24 protein-coding genes are annotated in these 25,402 nt (G+C 37.5%); 4 read left to right on the top strand and 20 right to left on the bottom strand.

Annotated features, from left to right (window positions below):
• The first annotated feature begins 4 nt into the window (after positions 1–4).
• Complete coding sequence (locus CDL10_RS05055; RefSeq protein ID WP_100677532.1) at positions 5–1,471, top strand: hypothetical protein; 1,467 nt, start codon at positions 5–7, stop codon at positions 1,469–1,471.
• A 4-nt stretch (positions 1,472–1,475) separates the two neighbouring features.
• A complete protein-coding gene (locus CDL10_RS05050) occupies positions 1,476–2,432 on the top strand; it encodes a transketolase family protein (RefSeq protein WP_100677531.1) in 957 nt (318 codons plus the stop codon).
• A gap of 51 nt (positions 2,433–2,483) precedes the next feature.
• Here CDL10_RS05050 and CDL10_RS11355 read toward each other — a convergent pair whose 3' ends face one another.
• The 7 genes from CDL10_RS11355 to CDL10_RS05020 all read right to left on the bottom strand — a co-directional run bounded on the left by CDL10_RS11355 (position 2,484) and on the right by CDL10_RS05020 (position 10,375).
• Entirely contained in the window at positions 2,484–2,612 is a 129-nt protein-coding gene (locus CDL10_RS11355) for a hypothetical protein (protein WP_394363834.1), read from the bottom strand.
• Positions 2,613–2,724: 112 nt separating this feature from the next.
• Positions 2,725–5,064, bottom strand: a complete 2,340-nt coding sequence (locus tag CDL10_RS05045; RefSeq protein WP_100677530.1) for a GumC family protein — start codon at positions 5,062–5,064, stop codon at positions 2,725–2,727.
• Between the two features lie 10 nt (positions 5,065–5,074).
• Positions 5,075–5,857, bottom strand: coding sequence for a polysaccharide biosynthesis/export family protein (locus CDL10_RS05040; RefSeq protein WP_100677529.1), 783 nt, complete (start codon positions 5,855–5,857; stop codon positions 5,075–5,077).
• Between the two features lie 2 nt (positions 5,858–5,859).
• A complete protein-coding gene (locus CDL10_RS05035; RefSeq protein ID WP_100678649.1) occupies positions 5,860–7,755 on the bottom strand; it encodes a polysaccharide biosynthesis protein in 1,896 nt (631 codons plus the stop codon).
• Positions 7,756–7,855: 100 nt separating this feature from the next.
• Entirely contained in the window at positions 7,856–8,596 is a 741-nt protein-coding gene (gene lptB / locus CDL10_RS05030) for an LPS export ABC transporter ATP-binding protein (protein WP_100677528.1), read from the bottom strand.
• The gene (gene tatC / locus CDL10_RS05025; RefSeq protein WP_100677527.1) at positions 8,577–9,410 is read right to left on the bottom strand and encodes a twin-arginine translocase subunit TatC; all 834 of its coding nucleotides are present in this window, start codon (positions 9,408–9,410) and stop codon (positions 8,577–8,579) included. Before tatC ends, lptB begins: the two co-directional genes overlap by 20 nt.
• Positions 9,407–10,375, bottom strand: a complete 969-nt coding sequence (locus CDL10_RS05020; RefSeq protein WP_100677526.1) for a KpsF/GutQ family sugar-phosphate isomerase — start codon at positions 10,373–10,375, stop codon at positions 9,407–9,409. Before CDL10_RS05020 ends, tatC begins: the two co-directional genes overlap by 4 nt.
• A gap of 89 nt (positions 10,376–10,464) precedes the next feature.
• Between CDL10_RS05020 and recQ the strand changes: the two genes are divergently transcribed.
• Positions 10,465–12,660, top strand: a complete 2,196-nt coding sequence (gene recQ, locus CDL10_RS05015; protein ID WP_100677525.1) for a DNA helicase RecQ — start codon at positions 10,465–10,467, stop codon at positions 12,658–12,660.
• Positions 12,661–12,767: 107 nt separating this feature from the next.
• Here the strand turns inward: recQ and CDL10_RS05010 are convergent, their stop codons facing one another.
• Positions 12,768–12,998: a ferredoxin gene (locus CDL10_RS05010; protein ID WP_100677524.1), complete on the bottom strand. Its 231-nt coding sequence runs from the start codon at positions 12,996–12,998 to the stop codon at positions 12,768–12,770.
• Complete coding sequence (locus tag CDL10_RS05005) at positions 12,998–14,251, bottom strand: peptidase U32 family protein (RefSeq protein ID WP_100677523.1); 1,254 nt, start codon at positions 14,249–14,251, stop codon at positions 12,998–13,000. Before CDL10_RS05005 ends, CDL10_RS05010 begins: the two co-directional genes overlap by 1 nt.
• Positions 14,252–14,369: 118 nt before the next feature.
• Between CDL10_RS05005 and gldA the strand changes: the two genes are divergently transcribed.
• On the top strand, positions 14,370–15,272 hold the full coding sequence (gene gldA / locus CDL10_RS05000; RefSeq protein WP_100677522.1) for a gliding motility-associated ABC transporter ATP-binding subunit GldA: 903 nt from the start codon (positions 14,370–14,372) through the stop codon (positions 15,270–15,272).
• On the opposite strand, the gene CDL10_RS04995 is transcribed toward gldA, so the two are convergent.
• The 11 genes from CDL10_RS04995 to CDL10_RS04945 form a co-directional block, all read right to left on the bottom strand.
• Entirely contained in the window at positions 15,269–16,006 is a 738-nt protein-coding gene (locus CDL10_RS04995) for a GIN domain-containing protein (RefSeq protein ID WP_100677521.1), read from the bottom strand. The genes gldA and CDL10_RS04995 overlap by 4 nt on opposite strands.
• A 5-nt stretch (positions 16,007–16,011) precedes the next feature.
• The gene (locus CDL10_RS04990; protein ID WP_100677520.1) at positions 16,012–17,091 is read right to left on the bottom strand and encodes an acyloxyacyl hydrolase; all 1,080 of its coding nucleotides are present in this window, start codon (positions 17,089–17,091) and stop codon (positions 16,012–16,014) included.
• Positions 17,088–17,987 (bottom strand): mechanosensitive ion channel family protein, encoded by a 900-nt coding sequence (locus CDL10_RS04985; RefSeq protein ID WP_100677519.1) that lies wholly within the window; start codon positions 17,985–17,987, stop codon positions 17,088–17,090. Before CDL10_RS04985 ends, CDL10_RS04990 begins: the two co-directional genes overlap by 4 nt.
• Positions 17,988–18,007: 20 nt before the next feature.
• On the bottom strand, positions 18,008–18,622 hold the full coding sequence (locus CDL10_RS04980) for a deoxynucleoside kinase (RefSeq protein WP_100677518.1): 615 nt from the start codon (positions 18,620–18,622) through the stop codon (positions 18,008–18,010).
• Between the two features lie 462 nt (positions 18,623–19,084).
• Complete coding sequence (gene dfrA45, locus CDL10_RS04975; RefSeq protein ID WP_100677517.1) at positions 19,085–19,579, bottom strand: trimethoprim-resistant dihydrofolate reductase DfrA45; 495 nt, start codon at positions 19,577–19,579, stop codon at positions 19,085–19,087.
• Positions 19,579–20,403: a thymidylate synthase gene (locus CDL10_RS04970; RefSeq protein ID WP_049581831.1), complete on the bottom strand. Its 825-nt coding sequence runs from the start codon at positions 20,401–20,403 to the stop codon at positions 19,579–19,581. The genes dfrA45 and CDL10_RS04970 overlap by 1 nt, the downstream gene beginning before the upstream one ends.
• Before the next feature lie 3 nt (positions 20,404–20,406).
• Complete coding sequence (locus CDL10_RS04965; RefSeq protein WP_100677516.1) at positions 20,407–21,024, bottom strand: bifunctional nuclease family protein; 618 nt, start codon at positions 21,022–21,024, stop codon at positions 20,407–20,409.
• Positions 21,025–21,095: 71 nt separating this feature from the next.
• On the bottom strand, positions 21,096–22,280 hold the full coding sequence (locus tag CDL10_RS04960; protein ID WP_100677515.1) for a metallophosphoesterase: 1,185 nt from the start codon (positions 22,278–22,280) through the stop codon (positions 21,096–21,098).
• A gap of 144 nt (positions 22,281–22,424) precedes the next feature.
• Positions 22,425–23,390, bottom strand: coding sequence for an electron transfer flavoprotein subunit alpha/FixB family protein (locus CDL10_RS04955; RefSeq protein ID WP_100677514.1), 966 nt, complete (start codon positions 23,388–23,390; stop codon positions 22,425–22,427).
• 28 nt (positions 23,391–23,418) lie between these two features.
• Entirely contained in the window at positions 23,419–24,165 is a 747-nt protein-coding gene (locus CDL10_RS04950; protein ID WP_100677513.1) for an electron transfer flavoprotein subunit beta/FixA family protein, read from the bottom strand.
• 98 nt (positions 24,166–24,263) lie between these two features.
• The gene (locus tag CDL10_RS04945; RefSeq protein ID WP_100677512.1) at positions 24,264–25,373 is read right to left on the bottom strand and encodes a hypothetical protein; all 1,110 of its coding nucleotides are present in this window, start codon (positions 25,371–25,373) and stop codon (positions 24,264–24,266) included.
• Between the last annotated feature and the right edge of the window lie 29 nt (positions 25,374–25,402).

Raw genomic sequence — 25,402 nt, 5'->3', positions numbered from 1 at the left:
TTTTATGAGAAAATTATTTTATGTAGTAATTAGCTTAATTTCTGTTTCGGCTTTGGCTCAGACCAAACAGGTAGAATTTACTCAGAAACTGACCTACAAAATAAACCTGAAAGACTCTTTGTCGCCGTACTATGAAGATTATAATAATATAAGTTATAATCATTATATTGGAAAAAATAAGACAGAAAGTTTAATATCAATTTATTATAAAGAGTTTTTTAGTGATTCTACTACAGAAACTAATCTCTTTGTCAAAGATGAGTGGATGATTCCTATCACAGTAAGCGGTATTTCCAAGGCGGTTTCCTACTCAATTTACTCGGCTTCTAAATTAATTCCCAACAATAAAACAGTTTCCAAAATGGATCGTAAAGGGAGTTTTGATGGGATAGATTGCCAATATTATGGTGCTTACTCGGTAAATAAACAAGATGAAGAGCCCGAATTTTGCTTTTGTATAGACGAAGATAATGAAATAAATAATGCCAATATTTTATTCCCCGGAACAGGTATTGAAGGCTTGATTGTGTCGGTAGAGGAATCCAGAGACGGAAGCTTTAATATGACATATCAATCAGTTGAAAACACAAATTTGGTATTAGATTTTAATACCGATAAAATGCTTGCGGATATTGAGGAGTATAAAACAGAACAGGAACCTTCTGTTGATATTGCGGAATCTTATTCAGATGATGTGGTGGAGGCATACGACTATTCAGAGTATGAAAGCCGGAATGCAATATACAACGACCCGCTTTACAGCTATGGTACATTAAATGATTATACCTTGTATAACTATGTATATCCTGTTTATGGTGTCACTGCCAACCTTTTGTATAATACCGAAGAATATAGTTACAATAAGTCAGAGGCTAAATATACTCGTGAGCAGGTTTTAAAATTCTTTAAAAAAAATACCAAAAACTTAGTGAAGGATTTATCTTCTTCAAAACTTATTACCTCTGAAGAAAAGAAAACTTTGAACGATTTCTTTACCGATAAGATTAAAGAAGCGGAAAAATTTGAGCCGGAAGCATTGCCCGAAGTTGAAAATACTACAGATTATTACGCAGATTACGCCGTAGCAGCAGCAGATTCCGTCGTTTATGCCGATTACGACTATAATTATTACACAAAATATCAATCGCAATACAAAGATATTGATGTAGCTGATATTTCTTTGGCTTATGACCTCTTGAGCGGTAAGGAATTAAAGCAAAACGCCCCGGACTATTGCGATGATTTAAAAAACAAAATCCCTGATTTTAAAAATAAGGATTTAAAAAACCATGTTCACAATTTTGCCGGACAGATTTGTGATTTGTATCTCTATCAGAACGGAGGTAGTGTAGATTACTACGGAACAATCAATAGTATGCGTAAAAGCTTGCTGGAAATCGAAAAAATGAGAAACAACTTGTCTAAGAACGATAAGAAATTACTTGTAGAATTCTTGAAAAATTTAGATTAAAAAGATGAAAACACACCAAAATACAGGAAATAAAGACACTCGCTCCGGATTTGGAGCCGGATTAACCGAATTAGGTAAAACCAATCCAAATGTGGTAGCACTTTGTGCCGATTTAACCGGATCGCTCAAAATGGACGAATTCAAAGAAAACCACCCCGAACGTTTCTTTCAGGTAGGAATTGCCGAGGCCAATATGATTGGTATGGCTGCCGGAATGACTATTGGCGGAAAAATCCCGTTTACCGGAACATTTGCTAACTTTTCAACCGGAAGAGTTTACGACCAGATTCGCCAGTCGGTAGCTTATGCGGAAAAAAACGTGAAAATTTGTGCCTCGCATGCCGGTTTGACTTTAGGCGAAGACGGAGCCACACACCAGATTCTGGAAGATATCGGTTTGATGAAAATGCTGCCGGGAATGGTCGTTATCAACCCTTGTGATTACAACCAGACTAAAGCGGCAACTATTGCAATAGCAGATTATGAAGGTCCTGTTTACTTGCGTTTTGGTCGCCCGTCGGTGGCTAATTTTACACCTGAAAATCAAAAATTTGAGATAGGAAAAGCCGTCATTCTGAACGAAGGAACTGATGTTACCCTTGTCGCAACAGGGCATCTGGTTTGGGAAGCTTTGCAAGCGGCTGAAACTTTAGAAAAAGAGGGGATTTCAGCCGAAGTAATCAATATTCATACGATAAAGCCTTTGGACGAAGCAGCAATTTTACAATCGGTAACTAAAACAGGTTGCGTGGTAACAGCTGAAGAACACAATTATTTGGGCGGATTGGGCGAAAGCATTTCTGGACTATTGTCAAGAGAGTTGCCGGCACCGCAGGAATTTGTAGCAGTAAATGATCAATTTGGAGAGTCAGGAAATCCAACTGATTTAATGAATAAATACGGTTTAAATGCACAAGCAATTGTTGAAAAAACAAAAAAAGTGCTGACAAGAAAAAAGTAAATCAATCTACAATTTATATATAAAAAGGGCAATCGATTATCGATTGCTCTTTTATTTTTCATATACAAAATGCCCGGTAATGCTATATTTGAAAAGATAAACTTTTAATATTTGACCATTGCCTACGTTGTGGACAATCAATCGTCTTTTACCATCATCGGATAATTGATTAGTGACAATGCCAATGTATGGAGTTTACCATTGAATCTTTCGGAAATAATCAATTATTTGCTAAAAAAAACGCCATAAATTTCTATGAATTTATGGCGAATATTAATGATATGCCTGTAGGTTATTTTCTTATTCCTAAAAGTTTCTTCCACAACGGTCTGTTATCTGCTATGTTCTGACCATATCCGTACCCATACCCATAACCTTTGGTAGAATCAGTATCGTTGAGCAGGATAGACATATTTGGTAATTTGCTATCTCTATGTAAACTTTCCGGAATTTCCAGCATTTTCTTATCCAGTTTATTAGCTCTGATTACATAAATAAAACTATCTGCATGTTTTGCGATTAACAGTGTATCGGTCACTAGGCTGACAGGGGCGGTATCCACAATGATATAGTCATAATTCGCTTTTAAATAAGCAAACATTTCATCAACTTTACTACTCATCAGTAATTCAGCCGGATTTGGTGGAATAGACCCGGCAGTCAGTACATGGAAATCATTGAATTTGTCAATTTTTGTAATAAAATCTTCAATTGAAGCGTCATTGTTCGTTAAGTAATTACTTACTCCTCTTTCCGGGCTTGGAATATAATCTGATATTCTCGGGTTTCTTAAATCCGTTCCTACCAAGATGGTTCTTTTTCCGGATAATGCAATTGTAGCAGCGAGATTAACGGACACAAATGTTTTTCCTTCGCCGGAGAATGTTGAGGTAAGGAAAATCGTTTTAGACTTGCCTTCCTGTTTGTGTAACATAAATTCCAGGTTTGTCCGGACGATTCTCATTGCTTCGGCACTACTTGAGCGACTGTTGATGTCTATGAGCTCATTAGGAGTTTCGGAGGTAGGTACATCTCCCAAAAACGGAATAGGTGTTTTACCTTCAATATCCAGCCTTGTTTTTATTTTTGTATCTAACAGGTTAATTACGTAAATAACAATAAACGGAATAAGTAGTCCCAGAATCACAGCTGCCAATAGTATAATCATCTTTTTGGGAGAAACTGCTTTAGTAACCGGGATAGCAACGTCTATTACTTTTGCATTTAGCTCAGTAGCTGCCATGGTAATATTCGTTTCTTCCCGCTTTTGTAACAGGTAAAGATATAAAGCTTCCTTGACTTTTTGCTGACGGTCAATGATTCTGAATTCTCTTTCCTGTCTCGGTGTCTGGGCTATTTTTGTGTTGATTTCATTCTCTTTCTGCTTTAAATCATTGCGTGTGATTTTAAGATTGGAAAGTTGTTGATTTAAACTGTTCAACACATTTGCTTTCAACTCAGTGATTTGAACCCCTGCCTGAACGATTCTTGGATTATTTTCGGTAGCTCCGCGAGGAGAACTTAATAATCTGTCTCGCTCAATAATCATTTTGTTTATTTCATCAACAACGATGTTACCCTGTGCATAATTAGCGGGTATTAAATCGTATGGTTCGCTGGATTTCAGGTAGTTAATTAAATCTTGCGTGATTTTTATCTGAACTTCATTCTCAATAACAGATTTTTGAAACTCATTGAGTTTTTGCAAAGAAAGTCTGACTTCTGTTTCCAAGTCAGCGATTTGGTTGATGTTTTTATATTGCTCAACATCTTTTTCTACATCACCCAACTCTACAGCAATGATATCCAGACGATTGGAAATGAAATCAGCTGTGTTTTTAGAAACTATCCTTTTTTCAAAAATAGATTGCTCATTATATATGGCAACCAAATGATTGAGGTAATCGGAACCTTTTTCACTGTTCGGTAAAATAACAGATAATCTGAGTACATTGGCGGTTTTACTTGTAGGCTCGATGGAAAGACTGTTTCTTAGATCTTCTACTGTTTGTTCTCTCGACTTGATATCAATACCGATGGTTGCACTTTCTTTGAGTTCTTCTGTAGTTTTGAGGTTGTTACGAACAATAGCAAAAGAAATGCTGTCACTTTTAACTTTTTGTCCGAATTGATATTCACCTAAATCACCGCTATTTTCACTTTTGATATGGTATCCTTTGTCAGTAAATTTAACGGAATAGTATTGAGATTTAAATTTTTCAGAATCAAGCCCTTTAACATCAATTACCTTGATAGGTGTTTCACTGTAAATTTCAGTCTTTTTGATATTTCCTTCTGTGTAGTAGCTAATGTTCAGGTCTAATGAATCGACGGTAATTTCGCTGAGTGTTCTCGACTTTAATACTTCGATTTCATTATCAATAACTTTACCTCCGCCAAAAATGTCGAGTTCAGAAAAAGCCATGAGTTGGTTGTTCTGAGATTTGTCATCTTTGATTAATATGGTTGTTTGCGACTGGTATTTATTTTCAGCATACCTCAGATAAAGAAAAGCGATGACAAGGGCAACAAAACCGCTTAAAACAAACCATCTCCAATGTATGATATACTTAAAGATTTCTTCTTTAATATTTATATTTTCTTCTTTATTGTCGAATGAATAATTATCCATTTAAATCATTTTAATTGTTAATTCTGATACCAAGTGTGATGATAGAAACCAATAGTGAAATAGCACTAAACATAGTTGATATGTTAGGTCCTACTGCTGCTGAGTTTTTTCGGACGTTGTTTTGTTCTACAAAAACGATGTCATTTTGTTTGAGATAGTAGAAATCTGAATTCATAAAATCGGCATTGGTAATATCTACATAGCTGCTCTTTCTTATGCCGTTTTCTTCTCTCATGACCAATACTTTTTGGCGGTTTCCGTAGATAGTCATATCTCCGGACAAGGCTAATGCTTCAGGTAGAGTGATGCGTTCTGACCCGATAGTATGAACTCCGGCTCGGTTTACTTCGCCATGTACAGTAACCTTATAGTTGGTAATCCGTATGTTAATAATCGGATTTTTGATATCTCTTGATATTCCTTTTTTCAAAAAATCTGCCAGTTGAGCTTTTGTTTTTCCGGCAACGTGGATTCTTCCCAAAACAGGAAATTCTATATAGCCTTCGTCATCTACCAAATAAGTATGCTGTTGTCTTTGCCCGACTCCTACACCACTTGATACAACAGTTCCGTAAACATTATAAGGCTCAGCAATTTCCTGGTCTTCAGCAGAAACAACAATGAGCAACATGTCATCGGGTTGGAAAACTGTTTCAAAACTTTTAGGCGATTCCGGTTGCAGGTTTTCTATCTCCTGGTAAGGCATGAATTTTTTTCTTGACACGCAAGAGCTAAAAGTCAAACCTATAAAAATCACCATAGCCAATAACAGTATTGATTTTTTCTTTTTCATGATTAATTATCTAATTTTGCGAATATTGAATTTAAACTTTTATATTCAGGTACAATATGTTTTACCATTTTTACCATTTCCTGTGTATTGTATTCTCTTGCTTTTTCTATCAATTCTTCAACCAAAGTACTTATATCTTCAAAAACTTCGGTTTTGTCCATGCCAATCATAATTTTTTCATGGTAGGTAGGTAATGTTTTCGAAGAATCTTTCAGTAATTCTTCGTATAATTTTTCTCCGGGTCTTAATCCTACTATTTTGATAGAAATATCTTTATCAGGAACCAATCCGGCTAATTTAATCATTTTATAAGCTAAATCTATTATTCTGACCGGTTTACCCATATCAAAGATATAAATTTCTCCGCCTTCTCCCATAGAACCGGCTTCCAATACCAATTGACAAGCTTCGGGAATGGTCATAAAATAACGGATAATATCCGGATGTGTAATTGTAACGGGGCCGCCTTCTGCAATTTGTTTAGTAAATAGAGGAACTACGGAACCGTTAGACCCTAATACATTACCAAACCTTGTCGTAATAAAATTGGTTTTGCCCTGCGATGATTTCTTCAGGTATTTGTCCAGCGACTGCACATACATTTCTGCTACCCGTTTGCTGGCTCCCATGATATTACTCGGATTAACAGCTTTGTCTGTGGAAACCATAACAAATCTTTCCGTACCGTATTGCACAGCAAGGTCTGCCAGGTTTTTTGTCCCCATCACGTTGGTAAAAACGGCCTGTTCCGGATTGTTTTCCATCAAAGGGACATGTTTGTAAGCAGCAGCGTGATAAATCACATCAGGCTGATGTGTTTTAAATATTTGTTCTAATAAATGTTTGTTTCTGATATCCGCTACTAAAGAAATCGTGTTATTGTCCGGATAATCTTTCTTTATTTCCAGTGTTACCTGATGAAGTGGGGTTTCTGCCTGGTCGAGTATAATTATTTTTTTCGGATTATACTTGCTTAACTGCCAAACAATTTCACTGCCAATACTGCCGGCACCACCCGAAACCATAACGGTTTTTCCATTTATTTGCTCACTGATTTTGGTGTTGTTGAGTACAATAGGTTTTCTGTCGAGTAAATCCTCTATCTTGATATTCCGGATACTAGCAGTAACTTGTTTTTGGTTTTCAATATCTGTGAATGCTGGCAGATTATATACCTTAATATGATAATTCAGGCAGTCATCAACAATTTTAAGCGTTTCGTCATAATTCAGGGAATCATCGGCAAGGATAACAGAATTAACCCCCATAACTCTGGCTAAAACCGGAATTTTTCGGTTATAATTCAGTAAGGGGAGATTCAGTAACCGGTTGTTTTTTTGGATAGATTCCGATTTATTATCTATAAAACCAACTAATTTAAACTTATGTGGAGTCTCTGCCAAGATGGCGTTGGCTATCGCGATGGCTTTATCTCCAGAACCATAAATCACGGTTTTGATTAAATCTTTTTCCCGTGATACGTTGATATAATTTTCGAATACACTTTTGACTGCTATCCGGAAAAATAACAATAAACAATAGGCAATGATTCCATAAAACAAAACTCTTGTTGTCATAAAGAGTTTTTTATCAAAAATATGTTCTAAACCAAAGTTGATTATAAATAGGGTAATTAACGTAGATAATTCTGCCCAGAAAAGATTAACAGCATCAACAAAAGTGGTGTGCCGGATAATACCGGAATAAGTTTTGAAAACTCTGAAAAACAATATATGTACAAAAACAAACAGGGCAAACAAAAAGGCAGAATGTCCGAAAGGATAAGAGTCTATACCTATTCCGTCCAGAAGATAGTTGCACGCCATGGCAGAGAAAAACACGATACATATATCTATCAATAGAATAGACCACCGGGGTAAATACCCAAGGTTTTTCATGCGTTTCTTCGAGAGAAAACCCAACGTTCTATTTTTCTCTTGTCCCAAATTACAATTTATTAGCGAGTTGCAAAAGTATAAAACATAATGTTAAAATATCTTAAAATTCCAGTTTCTTTTTTCGTAATTCAAAATTTTGACCCAAATAAACTCTTCTTACCATCTCATCTTCAGCGAGTTCTTCCGGAACACCGGCTTTTAGAATCCCGCCCTCAAACATCAGATAAGTCTGGTCGGTAATTGCCAGCGTTTCCTGAACGTTGTGGTCTGTAATTAAAATACCGATGTTTTTGTTTTTTAATCGGGCAACAATTCGCTGAATGTCTTCCACGGCAACGGGATCAACTCCGGCAAAGGGTTCGTCAAGCAAAATAAATTTCGGGTCGGTGGCTAATGCCCGGGCAATCTCTGTGCGTCGTCGTTCTCCACCCGAGAGTAAATCTCCGCGGTTCTTCCGAATGTGATTCAGGCTGAATTCTTCAATCAATTCGTCCCGTTTCATTTCCTGTTCTTTTTTGGATAATTTGGTCAGCTGTAAAACACTCATGATGTTATCTTCCACGCTCAGTTTTCTGAACACAGAAGCTTCCTGAGCCAAATAACCAATTCCGTTCTGGGCTCTTTTGTACATCGGAAAATCTGTGATTTCCATATTATCCAGAAATATTTTTCCGCCATTGGGTTTTACTAATCCTACAATCATATAGAAAGAGGTTGTTTTACCTGCTCCGTTCGGGCCAAGCAAACCAACAATTTCGCCTTGGTTTACTTCAACGGATATTCCCTTGACTACTTTTCGCCCCTTGTAGGTTTTTATCAGATTATCGGCTCGTAATTTCATGGCTCTTTTCTTGGTTGCGTTTGGTAATTACTTTCGCAATTATTATGCTTAATTCATATAGAATAATCATCGGGATAGATACTATAATCTGGCTGATGATGTCAGGTGGAGTAACAATAGCGGCTACAATTAATATTAATACATAGGCATACCTTCTGAAATCTTTTAGATTTTGTGTACTTACAATCCCTAAATGTGCCAGAAAAAATATGATTACCGGCAATTCAAAAATTAATCCAGTAGCTAATGAAGTTGTTTTTACGGTTCCAATATACGAATTTATATCAATTTGATTCTTTATTTCCGGACTTATTTGAATACCAGATAGAAAATTGATAGACAGTGGCACTAAAATGAAGTAACCGAAAGCTACGCCAAGAAAAAATAATACCGATGTGCAAGCAAGGAAAATGCTGGCGTATTTTTTTTCATTCTGATACATCGCCGGACTGATAAACTTCCATACTTCCCATAATATAAATGGTGTTGCCAAGATAAATCCTGCAGTAATTGATGTCCATATCAATACAGAAAATTGTCCTTCCATGGTCCTGTTCTGTAACTCAAAAGGTAATTCTTTCTGACAGAAGCTTTTGTCTAAATCGAATCGGGTTGCCATATCACAAAACCATTGATAAGTAATGAAATCCGGTTTTTTAGGTCCGAATATCACCGTGTCAAAAAGAAAATCTGAGAAAGTAAATGCGACTGCGGCAGCAATAATAATAGCTATTGAACTCCGAATCAGCACCCATCTCAAATCTTCCAGATGGTCGAGAAAAGACATTTCTTTGGTAGAATTCTTTTTGCTCATGATAGTAATCCTCCTTTAATAATATCGTGTAAATGTATCACTCCGGCATATTTTCCGTTATCAGTTACCAGTAATTGGGTAATCTGGTGGTTTTCCATCATGTCCAAAGCCTCAGAAACCAAACGGTCAGTGTCGATCGTTTTGGGGTTTGGTGTCATAATGTCTTTAGCTTTCAGTTGCATAAACTGTGTATTGTTTTGTAGCATTCTCCGGATATCGCCGTCGGTAATAATACCGGTTAGTTTATCGCCGTCCAACACGGCAGTAACACCCAGACGTTTGCCCGATATTTCGATAATCACACTTTGAATATCCGAATTTGAATTGACTTTCGGTTGGTTTTCCTTATCCAGAATAGCTGATATTTTCAGTAATAATTTTTTACCCAAAGCACCGCCCGGGTGGTATTTGGCAAAATCATCAGCTGTAAACTGTCTGATTTTCATCAGGCATACGGCAATCGCATCGCCCAATGCCAGCTGAACAGTAGTAGAATTGGTTGGTGCGAGATTATTTGGTTCGGCTTCGTTTTCAATATATGCATTTACAACAAAATCAGACTGTTGTGCCAGATATGAATTCGGGTTGGAAGTCATGCCGATTAATTGATTACCATCTCTTTTCAGCAGAGGCAATAAAACTTTTATCTCAGGGCTGTTTCCGCTTTTTGATATGCACATCACAATGTCGTCCGGGCTAAGCAAACCTAAGTCGCCATGAACCGCCTCGGCAGCATGAAGGAAATAAGAAGGTGTTCCGGTTGAGTTCAGCGTGGCAACAATTTTTTCCGCAATGTGGGCACTTTTGCCGATTCCGGTAATAATTAATTTGCCTTTTGTCTGATAAATCGCTTCTACGGCAGCTGCAAACTGGTTGTCAAGAAAATTTATTGAATTTTCAATCGACTTACTTTCAGCTAATAACACAGATTTTGCGGTGTCTAAAATGTTTTCTGTTTGATTCAAATCAAAATTATCGTTAATAGTTGTTTTCTTTTAAAGAAATTACGTATATTTATATTCCACAAATTTAGCGAAAATAGCATAATAAAATAATGAAATCATTACAAATTGATTTACATCAGGAATTAAAGAAACATTTCGGTTTTAATCAATTCAGAGGATTACAGGAAAATGTTGTCAAAACAATCATTTCCGGGCAAAACACTTTTGTGATTATGCCAACCGGAGGTGGGAAATCACTGTGTTACCAATTACCCGCATTGGTTCTGGAAGGAACGGCAATCGTTGTTTCCCCGCTGATTGCCCTGATGAAGAATCAGGTAGATGCCATAAGAGGCGTTTCGGAGCATCACGGAGTGGCTCACGTTTTGAATTCGTCGTTGAACAAATCGGAAATTAACCAGGTTAAGGAAGATATCCGAAACGGAATAACCAAATTACTGTATGTTGCCCCGGAATCACTGATTAAGGAAGAATATACTTCGTTCCTGCAAACCGTTCCGTTGTCTTTTATGGCAATTGACGAAGCACATTGTATCTCGGAATGGGGGCATGATTTCAGACCGGAATACCGGAATTTGAGAAATATTGTCCGGCAAATAGGCGATATTCCTATTATCGGATTAACGGCAACTGCGACGCCTAAAGTACAGGAAGATATTCTGAAAAATCTGGAAATGCCCGATGCGAAAGTATTCAAAGCATCATTCAACCGCCCTAATCTGTACTATGAGGTAAGACCAAAGACCAAAAACATAGAATCAGACATCATCAAATTTATCAAACAACATAAAGGAAAATCGGGTGTAATATATTGTTTGAGCCGTAAAAAGGTCGAAGAAATTACTCAGGTTTTACAGGTAAACGGGATTAGTGCAGTACCGTATCACGCCGGGCTGGACGCCAAAACCCGTGCCAAGCATCAGGATATGTTTCTGATGGAAGATGTAGATGTAGTGGTAGCTACTATTGCTTTCGGAATGGGGATTGACAAGCCTGATGTGCGGTTTGTTATCCATCATGATATTCCAAAATCACTGGAAAGCTATTATCAGGAAACCGGACGTGCCGGACGCGATGGAGGAGAAGGGCATTGTTTGGCGTACTATTCTTATAAGGATATAGAAAAATTAGAAAAATTCATGTCCGGTAAACCCATTGCCGAGCAGGAAATTGGCTACGCATTGTTGCAGGAAGTGGTAGCTTATGCCGAAACATCTATGTCAAGACGTAAATTTTTGCTGCATTATTTCGGAGAAGAATTTGATGAGAAAAATGGCGAAGGCTGGGACATGGACGATAATATCCGCAATCCGAAACCACAACACGAGGCCAAAGACGATGTGGTTAAACTGCTTAACGTCATCAAGGAAACCAAGCAGATATATAAAGCTAAAGAAACCATCAATACGCTTATCGGGCGGGTAAATGCCGTTATTAAATCATATAAAACAGATACCCACCCTTTCTTTGGTTTGGGTGACGGTCAAACCGATAAATACTGGATGGCACTCATTCGGCAGGTGTTGGTTTTTGGGTTGATATCCAAAGATATAGAAAGTTACGGTGTGTTGAAACTTACCGATGCCGGCGAGCAGTTTTTGAAGTCGCCGACCTCGTTTATGATGAGTGAAGACCATGATTATGCTACAAATTCAGCTGAGAATACAGGTTCACAGGTAAAAGTGTCTTCTGTAGTTGATGAAGTGTTGATAAAACTGCTGAAAGATTTACGGAAAAAAGTTTCTAAGAAATTGAATCTGCCGCCTTATGTGATTTTTCAGGACCCGTCCATAGATGATATGGCATTGAAATATCCGATTACGCTGGAAGAAATGTCTTTTGTACATGGAGTGAGCGAAGGAAAAGCAAAAAAATATGGTAAAGAATTCATTGAACTGATAAAAAATTATGTAGAAGAAAATGATATTATTCGCCCGGACGATTTGATTGTAAAGTCAACGGGGGCAAATTCTTCTCTGAAATTGTATGTTATTCAGTCGGTTGACCGCAAACTTTCTTTTGAAGATATTGCCAAAGCCAAAGGGTTGGATATGGATAATTTACTGAAAGAAATGGAACAGATTGTGTATTCCGGAACCAAATTAAACATTGATTACTGGATTGAAGAATATCTGGACGAAGACCAGCAGGAAGAAGTTTTCGACTACTTTATGTCTGCCGAAAGTGACGCTATTCAGGACGCATTAGATGAATTTGACGGCGATTATGATATTGAAGAATTACGGTTAATGCGTATCAAATTTATTAGTGAAGTAGCTAATTAACAAAGGCTGTTTCGAAAAATGATGTTTTTTTGTTTGTGTCATACCGAAGGATTGAGGTATCTTTATTCTATTCTTAAGATTCCTCCTTCGTCGGAATGACACAATCTTTATATTGTTTTATGAGAAATAATCTTTACCGGACAAGCCTTGGCCGCCTTTTCGATAGCTTCTTCTGCCTCGTGATTGGGAATTTTAAGCGTATGAAATCCTTTTTTATCAGTAGATTTCAACAATACCGATTTCCCATCTTTTTTAGACATTCGGAAGAATTCCGGTGCAAATTCTTCACAGTAATTGCAACCGATACATTTATTTCTTTGTAAGGTAACAATAACCATTAAGCATCTACGATTTTGTACAGTTTATCAGACGGACGAACTTTAAATTTTGTTCTGAAAGTTACTGTATCCGATTTACTTGCTTTGTCTTTTTCCGGCTGTCTGTCTTTGTTGTGTATTTCCATTTCTTCAACAACCATTTCCTGCGAACCGGTTGTCGGTCCTTGGATAAGCACCGAATCCCCGATTTTTAAATCATAAGCTTCAATCAAAAACTCGGCAATATCTGCCTTTGGATAAAAATGTCTTCCTTTACCGATATATACTTTTTTTCTTGTGGCGTTTGAACCTGGGTTGTCTGACCATTCGCCCAACTCTTGCCCAAGGTAATAACCTGCCCAAAAACCTCTGTTGTAAACTGTGTTGAGCTGTTCCATCCACTGAGCTACTTTTTCTTCGGTGTAAGTACCGTCATGAACGGCATCAATGGCTTCACGGTAGCATTTTGTAACCGTTGCGACATATTCAGGAGCTCTTCCGCGGCCTTCTATTTTTAACACTTTTACGCCGGTATCAATAACTTGGTCAAGAAAATCCAAGGTGCATAAATCTTTTGGAGACATCATGTATTCATTGTCCAACTCGATTTCAAACCCTGATTCCTGGTCAATAACCGTATATTTTTTTCTGCAATTTTGTTTACACGCACCGCGGTTGGCTGATGAATTGTGCGAATGCAGACTCAAATAGCATTTTCCTGAAACTGCCATACACAAAGCTCCGTGACCGAAAATTTCAATCTCTACCAAATTACCGGAAGGACCTCTTACATCATCTTTTTCAATCTGTTCACAGATTTTCTTTACCTGAATCAGACTCAATTCACGGCTCATTACCATAGTGTCTGCAAATAGTGCATAGAATTTTACCGTTTCGATATTGGTAATATTAATCTGTGTAGAGATATGTACTTCCATGCCGATTTGCCGGGCATAGGAAATCACAGCCTGGTCCATAGCAATTACGGCAGTAATATGACTCTCTTTTGCCTTGTCCAACACTCTTTTGATGATGGAAAGGTCGTGGTCATAAATAATAGTATTCAGCGTAAGGTATGTGCGGACATTCTTTTCGCTGCATCTCCGGCTGATTTCCGGTAAGTCTTCCAACGTGAAATTGATGGTTGCTCTTGCCCGCATATTGAGTTGTTCAACACCAAAGTAAACAGAGTCTGCCCCGTTATCTATCGCCGCCTGCAAAGAAGTGAAATCCCCTGCCGGACACATTAATTCTATTTTTCCGCTTGCTGTCATTTCTGCCTAAAATTTTTGCAAAGATAAGCAATATTCAATATTTTGTATCAGTATATTTTCTGAGTTGTCTTTTTTGTGAGTATTTTAGTACATTTGTAAGTAAATCACTATTGAAATTATGTCTATAGAAGTATCGGGGTTAAGTAAATTTTACGGCAACCAAAAAGCGTTGGACGAAGTTAGTTTTAAAATCGGAAGTGGCGAAATCGTAGGTTTCTTAGGACCGAACGGTGCGGGAAAATCTACATTGATGAAAATTCTGACAACCTATCTCAAAGCAGATGAAGGAACGGCGGTCGTGAACGGAATTGATGTATCTTCTGATTTGAAAAAGGTCAAAAAGACATTAGGTTATCTACCAGAGCATAATCCGTTATACCTGGACTTATATGTAAAAGAATATTTGTATTTCAATGCTGATATTTATAAAGTAAGCAAAAACAGGGTGGAAGAAGTGATTGAACAAACCGGACTGACACCCGAGGTCAATAAAAAAATCGGTCAGTTGTCTAAAGGTTATCGCCAGCGGGTCGGTTTGGCAACAGCTTTATTGCACGAACCCGATGTGTTAATTCTGGACGAACCGACTACCGGCTTAGACCCCAATCAATTGGTGGATATCCGTGGGTTGATAAAAAGTATCGGAAAAGATAAAACGGTTTTTCTGTCCACGCATATTATGCAGGAAGTGGAGGCGATTTGTGACCGGGTAATTATTATTAACAAAGGTAAAATCGTTGAGGACAGATATTTGAATGCTGACAAGGCAAAAACTGATTTACAGATTTTACAGGTCGAATTTGATCGTGAAATTGAAAAAACATTACTGGATTCTTTGGCGATAATAGTTTCTGCTGAAAATATTGGAGGAAATTTGTGGGAAATAAGCAGTGATAGTCAAGATGATGTGCGTCCGTTAATCTTTGATTTTGCTCAGGAAAATGGGTTAAAACTACTGACAGTTCGTTTTAAAACACAAGATTTGGAATCTTTATTCCGTGAAAAAACAAAAACAAATTAAGGAATCCGATACTCAACTTTTCCCTTATATGTAGAAGAAATATTTTCGTTGGCGGCTTTGTGGTATAAAATGGCATGGCCGGTCGAAGCCAATGTTCCTTCGATAAAATTCAATGGATTCAGATGAATATTATTACTGCTTCGGTGGTAAAAATAAACTTCGTTTGCTAATAAATTTCGGGCATCTACTGCCGGACTTCCGCCATAAAGTGACACGATAAAACGCTGCGTTTTGCCAGACAGTTTGAAATAAGCTACCTTATTATCTTCGATAGAAATAGATTGATTGTCGAAAATTAAATCAAATTCAGATGAAGAACTGTTTTCGGGCAGGCTGCTGATGATGAAAATGTCAGGAAAAGTCAGCGTATCGGCAGAATATATCCGAAATTGCGTTCGGCTTTTTATGGTGTGTAGGGTTGGAGTGTGGATAGTGATTTTTGCTACTTTTTGTCGATGAATTAAATCGCAATTATTCAGGTTTTCAATAGTCAGAACACTGTCTTTAACCTGCGTGGTAATTTGTTCTATTCTGTTTTTGAATGAGTAAATATCAACCTGGTATTCATTGCTTTGCATAATTTCCACTTCAACACCTTTTGGAATGTCAATCGTATGAAAAGGTGCAGTTTCCATAGTTTGCATCATATCATCGCCGGCAGATTTCAGGCAGTTTCCGTCCGGATTACAAGCGGAAAAAATGAGTAAAATAAACAAATATCTGACTGTTTTCATAGTTGTTAAAGTTTATAACCGATACCTAGTTCAAAGGCTTCGGCTTTGGCAAAATGTGTTTTCAGCGACATCACGCCAAACCAGTTATTACCCACATAATAACGCAATCCTAATCGTTGATATAGTATTCCGTTTTCTTTGTATTTGTCATAAATATATGCCCCGATATTTCCCTCGGCAGAAAGGCGGTCAAAGTGAATTTCATATCCGGCAAAAATCCCGACTCTTTTCCAATCGGTATCGGCAGGACGGTCGGATTCAGGGTAAGAATGAGCAATATAAGGAATCATTTCTTTCACAGTGTTGGACAAAAATAATTCCGTACCGGCTTGTATACTGCCTGTATATCCCAGTCTTTTATCTGCCATTAAGGCAATATGATAAAAAGGTTTTTGTCCCATTCCGATAATATGGCTTTCGTTTACCCCACTTCGGAAAATCAAGTTATATCTCACTTTCGGATTGATTTCAGGAACTTGTTCAGTACCAGTTTCCGGATTATATTTTTCAAAAGTGTAACTCAATCCGGCTGTTAAAGCGATGGTGTTGGTGCTGGTATTAGGTGTTTTGATAGTCGCATTGGAATGATGAATCAGAAACAGTCCACCAAATGCTTCCCAGTTTTTCCAGATATTCTGCCGGTAGGTAAGCTGAAAATAAGTTGAAGGCATCAAACGTGAGCCATAGGCAAGGTTCCGGAAATTCGATTCTTTGTCATACGGATTAGTTGCGAATGCCACGCCTTGTGCTACCCGAAAGTTCAAATGACGATTGAGAAAATAAAAATCATAATGAGCGAATAGTCCGTACAAACCGCCCAACGTTTTGTTATGATTATTCTGATAATGAAAAGAAAAACCGATGTCGGGATAATTGTAATGTTTCTGCCAAAATGAATTTTTAAAAGCTTTTCTGGAAATTCCAATAAGAAAACCGTCGGGTTTGTCGGTAATCAGATGGGAAATCTGGTCGCTATGTGGCAATATACTTCCGGTATAATACTGAGATTCAATCCGCCAGCCATTATTTTGAGCAAACAATATTGCGGGGCAACAAAACAGAAAGAGTTTTACAAACACTTTCATTTTTTTGATTCATTTTTTTGGTGAGAACCGCTTTCATCAATTTTGAAATGAGGAATAGCGATATGCAGGTTGTTTTCCTTCATTTTTTGAACAATATCGTAGCGGATACTACTCAAAATTCTCGGTTCTCTGAAACTGTTTGTAATAAATACATTCAGACTGAGTTCATAAGCATATTCGCCAAAGTTTTCCAGCATCACAAAGGGTTGAGGATTTTTCAGCACATGCGTGTTTTTCAATGCAGAATCCATCAATATTTTTTCTGCTAAATCAAGGTCTTCATTCAAAGGAATCCGGATTTTTATTCCGGCTCTGACCGCCCGGGTTACTTGTGTATAATTAAAGAAAACGTCGGTAATAAATTTGTGGTTAGGTATGATAATAACTCTGTCTTCCCGCGTGATTACCCGGGTTGTGCGTAAGGTAATTTCTATCACTTTACAGGCTTCGCCTTGAATTTCAATCACATCGCCTGCCATGATGGTTTTGTCTGTCATGATATATAATCCGCCGATAATATCCTGAAAAAGCTCCCGCATTGCCAAACCCAAACCGACAAAAAATACGGCGGCGGCTGTGAGGATAATCGTAATATCGATACCAGACAGGCTGAGAATGGATATAAAAACAAAGAGATAAACGAAATAAGAAACAAAATTATACACCCCTTTGAAACGAAGTGTTTCTTCATCGTTGAGCTTTCGCGTAGCAAAAAGATAAATAACCTTTAGTGCATATTTTACAATGACCAAAGCAACGACAAGCAGTAAAACCGAACCGACGGTAATGGCTATTTTGGTGTTTCCCTGATTGTGGGTAAATAGCTCAAAACCAAGAAAATCACGCACAGCATGCCATAAATCAGAACTAACCCGTTCAACAGTAGTGTTTTCCATAGTTTTATTTTTCGCAAATTTTAAAATAATCCGTTGATTTCCGCATCAATTTTATGGATAATTTTTCCTAAATCTTCCTGATTATCCACAAAGTTAAGGGTGTCCACATCGACAATTAAAATTTTTCCTTTGTCATAAGATTTTGCCCACGATTCGTAACGTTCGTTCAGTTTGCTGAGATAATCGATTGAAATTGAATTTTCGTATTCCCGCCCTCTTTTATGAATCTGACTAACCAGATTCGGAATCGAGCTTCGCAGATAAATCAGTAAATCCGGGGCACCGATAAGTTCTTCCATCAGCTCAAAGAGTGATTTGTAATTCTTGAAATCCCGACCGCTCATCAGTCCCATATCATGCAGATTGGGTGCAAATATGTAGGCATCTTCGTAAATCGTCCTGTCCTGAATCGTGTTTTTGCCGCTTTCCCGCATTCTGAGAATTTGCCGGAAACGACTGTTCAGGAAATACACCTGAAGATTAAAGGACCAGCGTTCCATCTGATGATAAAAATCATCGAGGTACGGATTGTCAACTACATCTTCAAAATGAGGTGTCCACTTATAATGTTTCGCCAATAGCTGAGTGAGGGTCGTTTTTCCCGCACCGATATTCCCGGCAATGGCAACTTGCATAATTTGTAATTTAAGAAATGAAATAAAAATCTGATGCAGTAAAAATAGTTAAAAATTGACGAACAAAAAAGAAAATAATTTTTTATAGGTCATTTTTAAATTCATATATAATATTCAATAACACGCAATAAATCAACAGTGTTTTGAACTCGACGTTATATTTGTTCATACTGTAAGCACCTTTATAGATACTGATAGAGATTAACTTGATTCTGTTCGCAAGCTCAGATCCTGCGGAAATTGAAGATTCAACGAAGTCAATGACAAAAGCTATGTTTAAAGGCTTTGATAAAGTCTAAAAATATGTAATTATCTGACGACCGCTATAATTTTTTGTTTTTCAAAGAAAGTTGCTTATTTTTGGAAAACCAAATTACATTTTTTAGTTTTCATAATTTGGAGTTTTTGAAGTTAATATCTTAGCAAGGCATCTGAAAAGATGCCTTGCTTTGTTTTGAAAAACTATATCCGTTGATAAGAATAAATATCGAATACAAAACGATGTTTGTCGTCTTTTTTGTGATGTGTAATCAACTTTTTTTGCCAAATTTTTTCATCAATTTCCGGGAAAAAAGTATCACCGTCCAATGTGGTTTGCACTTCCGTAATCAGTAATTCGGTTGCAAAAGGCATCAGTTGTCTGTATATTTCTCCGCCTCCGATAACGAAAATTTTATCCAATTTTTTTTCTTGGCAAAATGCTAATGCTTTGTCGATATGGTCAAACACAAAACAATTTTCTGGTACGGTGTAATTTTTTTTTCTGCTGATAATGAGATGCGTACGGTTGGGTAGGGATTTGGGGAAAGATTCAAATGTTTTCCTGCCCATCACGATAAAATGCCCGGTAGTTTGCTGTTTAAAAAACTTAAAATCATCGGGCAGATGCCACAGCAACTGATTGTCTTTGCCAATAACCCGATTCTGAGCCACAGCGGCTATCATCACTATTTCCATTACACAGATACTTTTCCTTTGATTGCCGGGTGCGGGTCGTAATTTTCCAGCGTGAAATCGTCAAATGTAAAATTAAAAATATCTTTTACATTCGGATTGAGTTTCATCGTCGGTAACGGTTTCGGTTCTCGTGACAGTTGCAATTCTAACTGTTCGATATGATTATTGTAAATATGTGCATCGCCGAAAGTATGAATAAAATCGCCGTAACCAAGTCCGCAAACCTGGGCAACCATCATCGTAAACAAGGCATAAGACGCGATGTTGAAAGGCACACCCAAAAAAATGTCTGCTGAACGCTGATAAAGCTGGCAGGATAATTTTCCGTTGGCAACATAAAACTGGAAGAAAGCGTGGCAAGGCGGTAAAGCAGCTTTTCCGTTGGCGACATTTTCACTGAATGAAACCGAAGTGTCCGGCAAAACAGACGGATTCCATGCGGAAATTAACATTCGTCTGCTGTTTGGGTTTTTCTTCAGCGTTTCAATCAATTCTTTGATTTGGTCGATTTCTTCGCCATTCCAGTTTCGCCATTGGTAGCCATAAATAGGACCTAAATCGCCGTTTTCATCTGCCCATTCGTCCCATATCCGAACGCCGTTTTCTTTCAGATATTTGATGTTGGTTTCGCCTTTCAGAAACCATAAAAGCTCGTGAATGATTGACTTGAGATGGACTTTTTTGGTGGTTACCAAAGGAAATCCTTCCGACAGGTCAAAACGCATTTGATAGCCGAAAACGCTTTTTGTTCCGGTTCCTGTGCGGTCGCCTTTCTGCGTGCCGTTGTCCATAACGTGTCGGACTAAATCTAAATATTGTTTCATGGTCTAAAAATCTCTTTTTCTTAATTCATCTCTGATTCTTGCCGCACGTTCGTAATCTTCGTCGAGCACGGCAGATTCTAACATTTGAGTAAGGTTTTCTTTGGAATATTTGGCAAATTCGTTCGTGAAATCGCTGTCATCGGCACTTAAAAAGTTTTCGATAACTTCCTCCAGACTTTGCTCGGTAGCTTGTTTGGCATCTTCAACCACAGACAGATTCACGCCAGCTTTATCCAGAATATCTTTGAAAACAAAAATCGGAGCGTTGAACCGAACAGCGATAGCCACCGCGTCAGACGTGCGGGCGTCCAGAATCACTTCCTGACCGTTTTGCTCGGTAATGATATTGGAATAAAAGATACCGTCTTCCAGTTTGTGAATAAAAATCTGTTTGACACGAATGCTATATTGGTCAGCCATGCTCTTGAATAAATCGTGTGTGAGCGGACGAGGCGATTTCAAATCGTGTTCTAACGCAATGGCAATGGATTGGGCTTCAAAAGCTCCTATTACAATCGGAATTTTCAGGGTGCCGTTTACTTCTCCCAAAATCAGTGCGTAAGCACCGTTTTGTGAGTGGCTGTATGAAATTCCTCTGATGACTAATCTTATTAAACTCATAGGATAAATATAACCAAAAAGTGGTCAAACAAAGGTAATATCTTTAAATTTAATAGCCTAATTAGAGTTTTTTATATTTCTGTCTGCTTTCCTTGGTTGTTTATTCTGTGAAATTTATTATTTTCAATTAATAAACCCTGTGATTCTACTTTGGGGAAATATTTGGTGTAACCTTTTGGTTGAGCAACGTCGATGCCGATAATTTTTCCGTTGGATAATCTGTGAACTTCATCTTGTATGGTGTGTCCTACAATGATATTCGAGGTTTGGTAAAAGTTCAAAATTTTGTCAATTTCTTCTTGTTCCAACTCATCGAAATAACCACGATACCAGTACGGACTTGTTTGACTTGATAAAATTAGTTTTTCTTTTAATGGTCTGTCTTTTTTAGAATAATACGGAATTGCGTAATTATTTCTGGCGATTTGATTCATCTCTGAAATCGTTATCTTGTTTTCAACAATTTCTGGACTGATTCCTGCATGTACAAATGTATAATTGCCAATTTGTTCAACAATATTTTTTGTTTTCAACCATTTGCCTAAATAGGTCGTCGTATCGTATAGTTGGTGTTGCTTTACTCCCAAAACACGTGCAACAGTTTCATACTTATATTTAGCGTATTTATGATTTCCTTGAATGTTCATTATCTCGTGATTTCCTAATATAAAATGAACTTTTCCACCTGCCTTTTCCGCTTCTTGCTCCAATTTATAAATGAACCACAATACTTGCGTAGCGAAATAATCCCGGTCTATAAAATCTCCGTTCAAAACCAAATGTCCATTTCCAAATATCCAATTCAGGTTTTCGTCTATAACTTTATTGTTGATTAAAAAATCTCTGAGCGTTTTGTATTTACTTTCAATATCAGATATAGCGATAATTTTTTCCACACTTTCATAACGATATGGTTCATTTATCAAGCTATCTTTCAGAACAAAAGAAAAGGAAGAATTGTCAAGATAATAATAAGCAGATAATTCCGGATTTCCAGTTTTAGAAATTTGCTTTTGTTCTACATCATACCCATTTTCCTCAGTTCCTTGAATGTATTTAATTTCATAGATGCTGTCTTTTTCAAAGATAAAAGGACCTTCATTTGCTAAATTTTTACTGGAAACTAAATTGTTTTGCTCATATTCAATAGGTTCAAAATCTAACCCCCAAATAAATATCCCTACAAAAAAGAATATCAGAATGGCGGCTCCTATAATTGTAGAAATGACCTTGAATACTTTTAAAATTTTTTTCATTTTTGATTTAATCAATGTTATGCAAGATAACGGAGACTAAGTTTATATTTATTGTTTTCAAATAGAAAAACAGCTGTAAAATTCATTTACAGCTGTTTATATTTACATATTTACTTGAGATGTTGAAACAAATCAACATCACAATTAATTATTCGCTTTAAATGCTTTTAGTTTCTCGATTAATTTCGGAACTACTTCAAACGCATCGCCAACCACGCCATAATCAGCCACTTTAAAGAAAGGAGCTTCCGGATCGTTATTGATAACTACTTTTACTTTCGATGCATTAATACCTGCAATATGCTGGATTGCACCAGAAATTCCCACAGCAATGTATAGGTTCGACGCTACCGGTTTTCCTGTTTGCCCTACGTGCTCAGAGTGAGGACGCCAGTCTAAATCAGAAACTGGTTTGGAACAAGCGGTTGCAGCGCCTAAAACATCGGCTAACTCTTCAATCATTCCCCAGTTTTCAGGACCTTTTAATCCGCGTCCGCCTGAAACTACAATTTCAGCATCGGCAATAGTTACTTTTCCGGTTACTTTCTCTACGTTTTCTACTTTCACAGCAAAATCGCTGTCGTTCAAAGCCGGTGCGAAATCTTCTGCTGCGGCAGCTCCGGCAGTTTCAACCAACCCGAAAGAGTTTTTCGCCAATGCCAATACTTTTACGTCTGAAGTAATTTCGGTTACGTCAAAAGCTTTGTTGGAAAAAGCGTTTCTTTTTACCTGAAAAGGTGAAGTAGAAACAGGAAGTGCCACCACGTTGGAAGCATATCCTGCGTTGAGGTTTACCGCCACGATTGGTGCTGCATACAAAGAGTTGGTCGTTGAGGTAACAGCGACTACTTTTGCTCCTTCTTTTTCGGCAGCTTGTTTGATAACATCTGCATAAGCTTTGGCGTTGAATTTATCTAATTGAGTGTTAGATACTTTCAAAATTTTATCTACACCATATTTGCCTAATTCCGATACATCTTCGGTGTTTACAGTAACGGCTGTTACGGTGGTGCCTAATGATTCGGCAACTTTCTTGGCATAAGAAGCTAACTCAAGTGTTGTTTTCTTGAATTTACCTTCGTTGGATTCTGCGTATATTAAAACTGACATAATTTTTAAATTGAAAGGATTAATGAATTTAGATTACTTTAGCCTCGTTGTGCAACAAATTTACCAATTCGTCAAGGTTGTCCGGACTAACTAATTTTACTGCTGATTTCGGAGCAGGACGTTCAAATTTAACCACTTTGGTTTTGGTATCGTTTCCGGTAGCTTCCATCACGTTTAATGCTTTTGTTCTGGCACTCATGATGCCTCGCATATTTGGAATACGAAGGTCTTTTTCTTCTACGATTCCTTTTTGTCCGCCCACTACCAATGGCAAAGCTGATTTCAAGGTTTCTTTTCCACCGTCGATTTCACGAACCAAAGTTGCTTCATTGCCTTCTACTTCAACACCGATACATGAATTCACGAAATTGTAATTCAATAAAGAGGCTAACATTCCCGGAACCATTCCGCCGTTGTAATCCAAAGATTCTTTTCCGCAGATAACCAGGTCATAACCGCCGTTTTTTACCACTTCGGCAAGCTCTTTTGCTACCTGAAATCCGTCTGTCGGAGCAGCGTTTACTCTGATAGCTTCGTCGGCACCGATTGCCAAAGCTTTACGGATAGTAGGTTCGGTATCAGGACCTCCAACATTGACTACGGTTACATTGGCTCCTTGTTTTTCTTTGAACCAGATAGCACGCGTCAAACCAAACTCATCATTCGGATTGATAACAAATTGTACTCCGTTGGTGTCAAAAGCGGTATCGTCGTTCACAAAGTTGATTTTCGACGTAGTATCAGGCACATGGCTGATGCAAACTAATATTTTCATGTCGATTATTTATATTTTAGATTAATTCTTAATTGCAACGAAGGTAAAAAAAATATTCCAAAGAAATATTATGCAAGCATAATTTTTTTAGCTGCGTTTTATTCGTGATTTTGTATTCTTGGGTCATTCCAGAAATTTTCGGTATATCTGTCGCCTATTTCTAAAGGGTTTTCATTCAATATTTGACCGTCAGACATTGCTTTCGGTTTATCAGACAAGATATAAAACTCATTGACAAAATCCATGCGACTGTCCAGATTAGCCATTTTTGAGCGAGCCTGAGCATTTACTGTATATTTGCAAAAGGACGGATAATAACGATTATTGTTAACAGTATATTTTGCGTGATAATCAAGATAAACATTACGAATGCTGGCAATGATGATGTTCACTTTGTTGTATTGTACCTTTTCCTGAGGAGTTTCATATTTCATCTCAAGAACTAACTTTTTGTCGGCATCGTAAGTGAAATATCCTGCAATGAGCATCTTCTTTTTGCTTTTTTCTGTTGGAGTAAAGTAACAAGTGTGAATTTCTGATTCGCCTACTTTTTTGGAGGTAATGGTCACTTCATATTGTTTGAATTGATCAAGCATTTCTGCAATATGACGGAATTTTAATGTCTGCGAAAAGTTTTCTTTCGGGTGTGCCAGACTGGAAGAAATTGAAACTTTATTTTTTTCTTCCTCATTTAATTTTTTTTTACTTCTGGATTGTACAACGGCAATATCTACCTCGTTACCGGGTTTCATATACACATTAACGATAGCATCTGAATGATATTGAGAATAAGAAGCCACCGAGCCTTTACTGCGAAAATAGGCTTCCAAACCGGAATTAGCAGAAAAAGACTGAATCGAATTGTCGATGACTTCCTGCAAAATTGATTTCGGATTGCTGTAAATCAGTAATTCTTCCAATGTTTCTGAATTAGGCTGAAGTTCCCAAACAAAATTTTCGGAGGAAGTGAGCGTTTTCTCGGCATACAGATAAAGATAATCATCTACAAAAATGGTCTGATTAATCAGATTTTCCGGTAACAGAACTTCGCCTTTGTCATTGGTTACACCAAAAAAAGATTCGTCGTCGCTAATTACAGCAACTTGTTGCACGGGGTCTTTGGTTTCGTTGTCAATCAGCGTAGCTTTGATGTTTTGTGCAAAAACTGCCGACGAACATAAGCAAAGCAAAAAAATATATTTATACATAAGCTTTAATATAAAAAGAGGCAGTCTTT

It is taken from the genome of Avrilella dinanensis, assembly GCF_002807015.1.
In the GTDB taxonomy this organism is placed as follows: domain Bacteria; phylum Bacteroidota; class Bacteroidia; order Flavobacteriales; family Flavobacteriaceae; genus Flavobacterium; species Flavobacterium dinanensis.
Note: the sequence above shows the minus strand (reverse complement) of the source record. Positions and strands in the feature narration are given on the sequence as shown.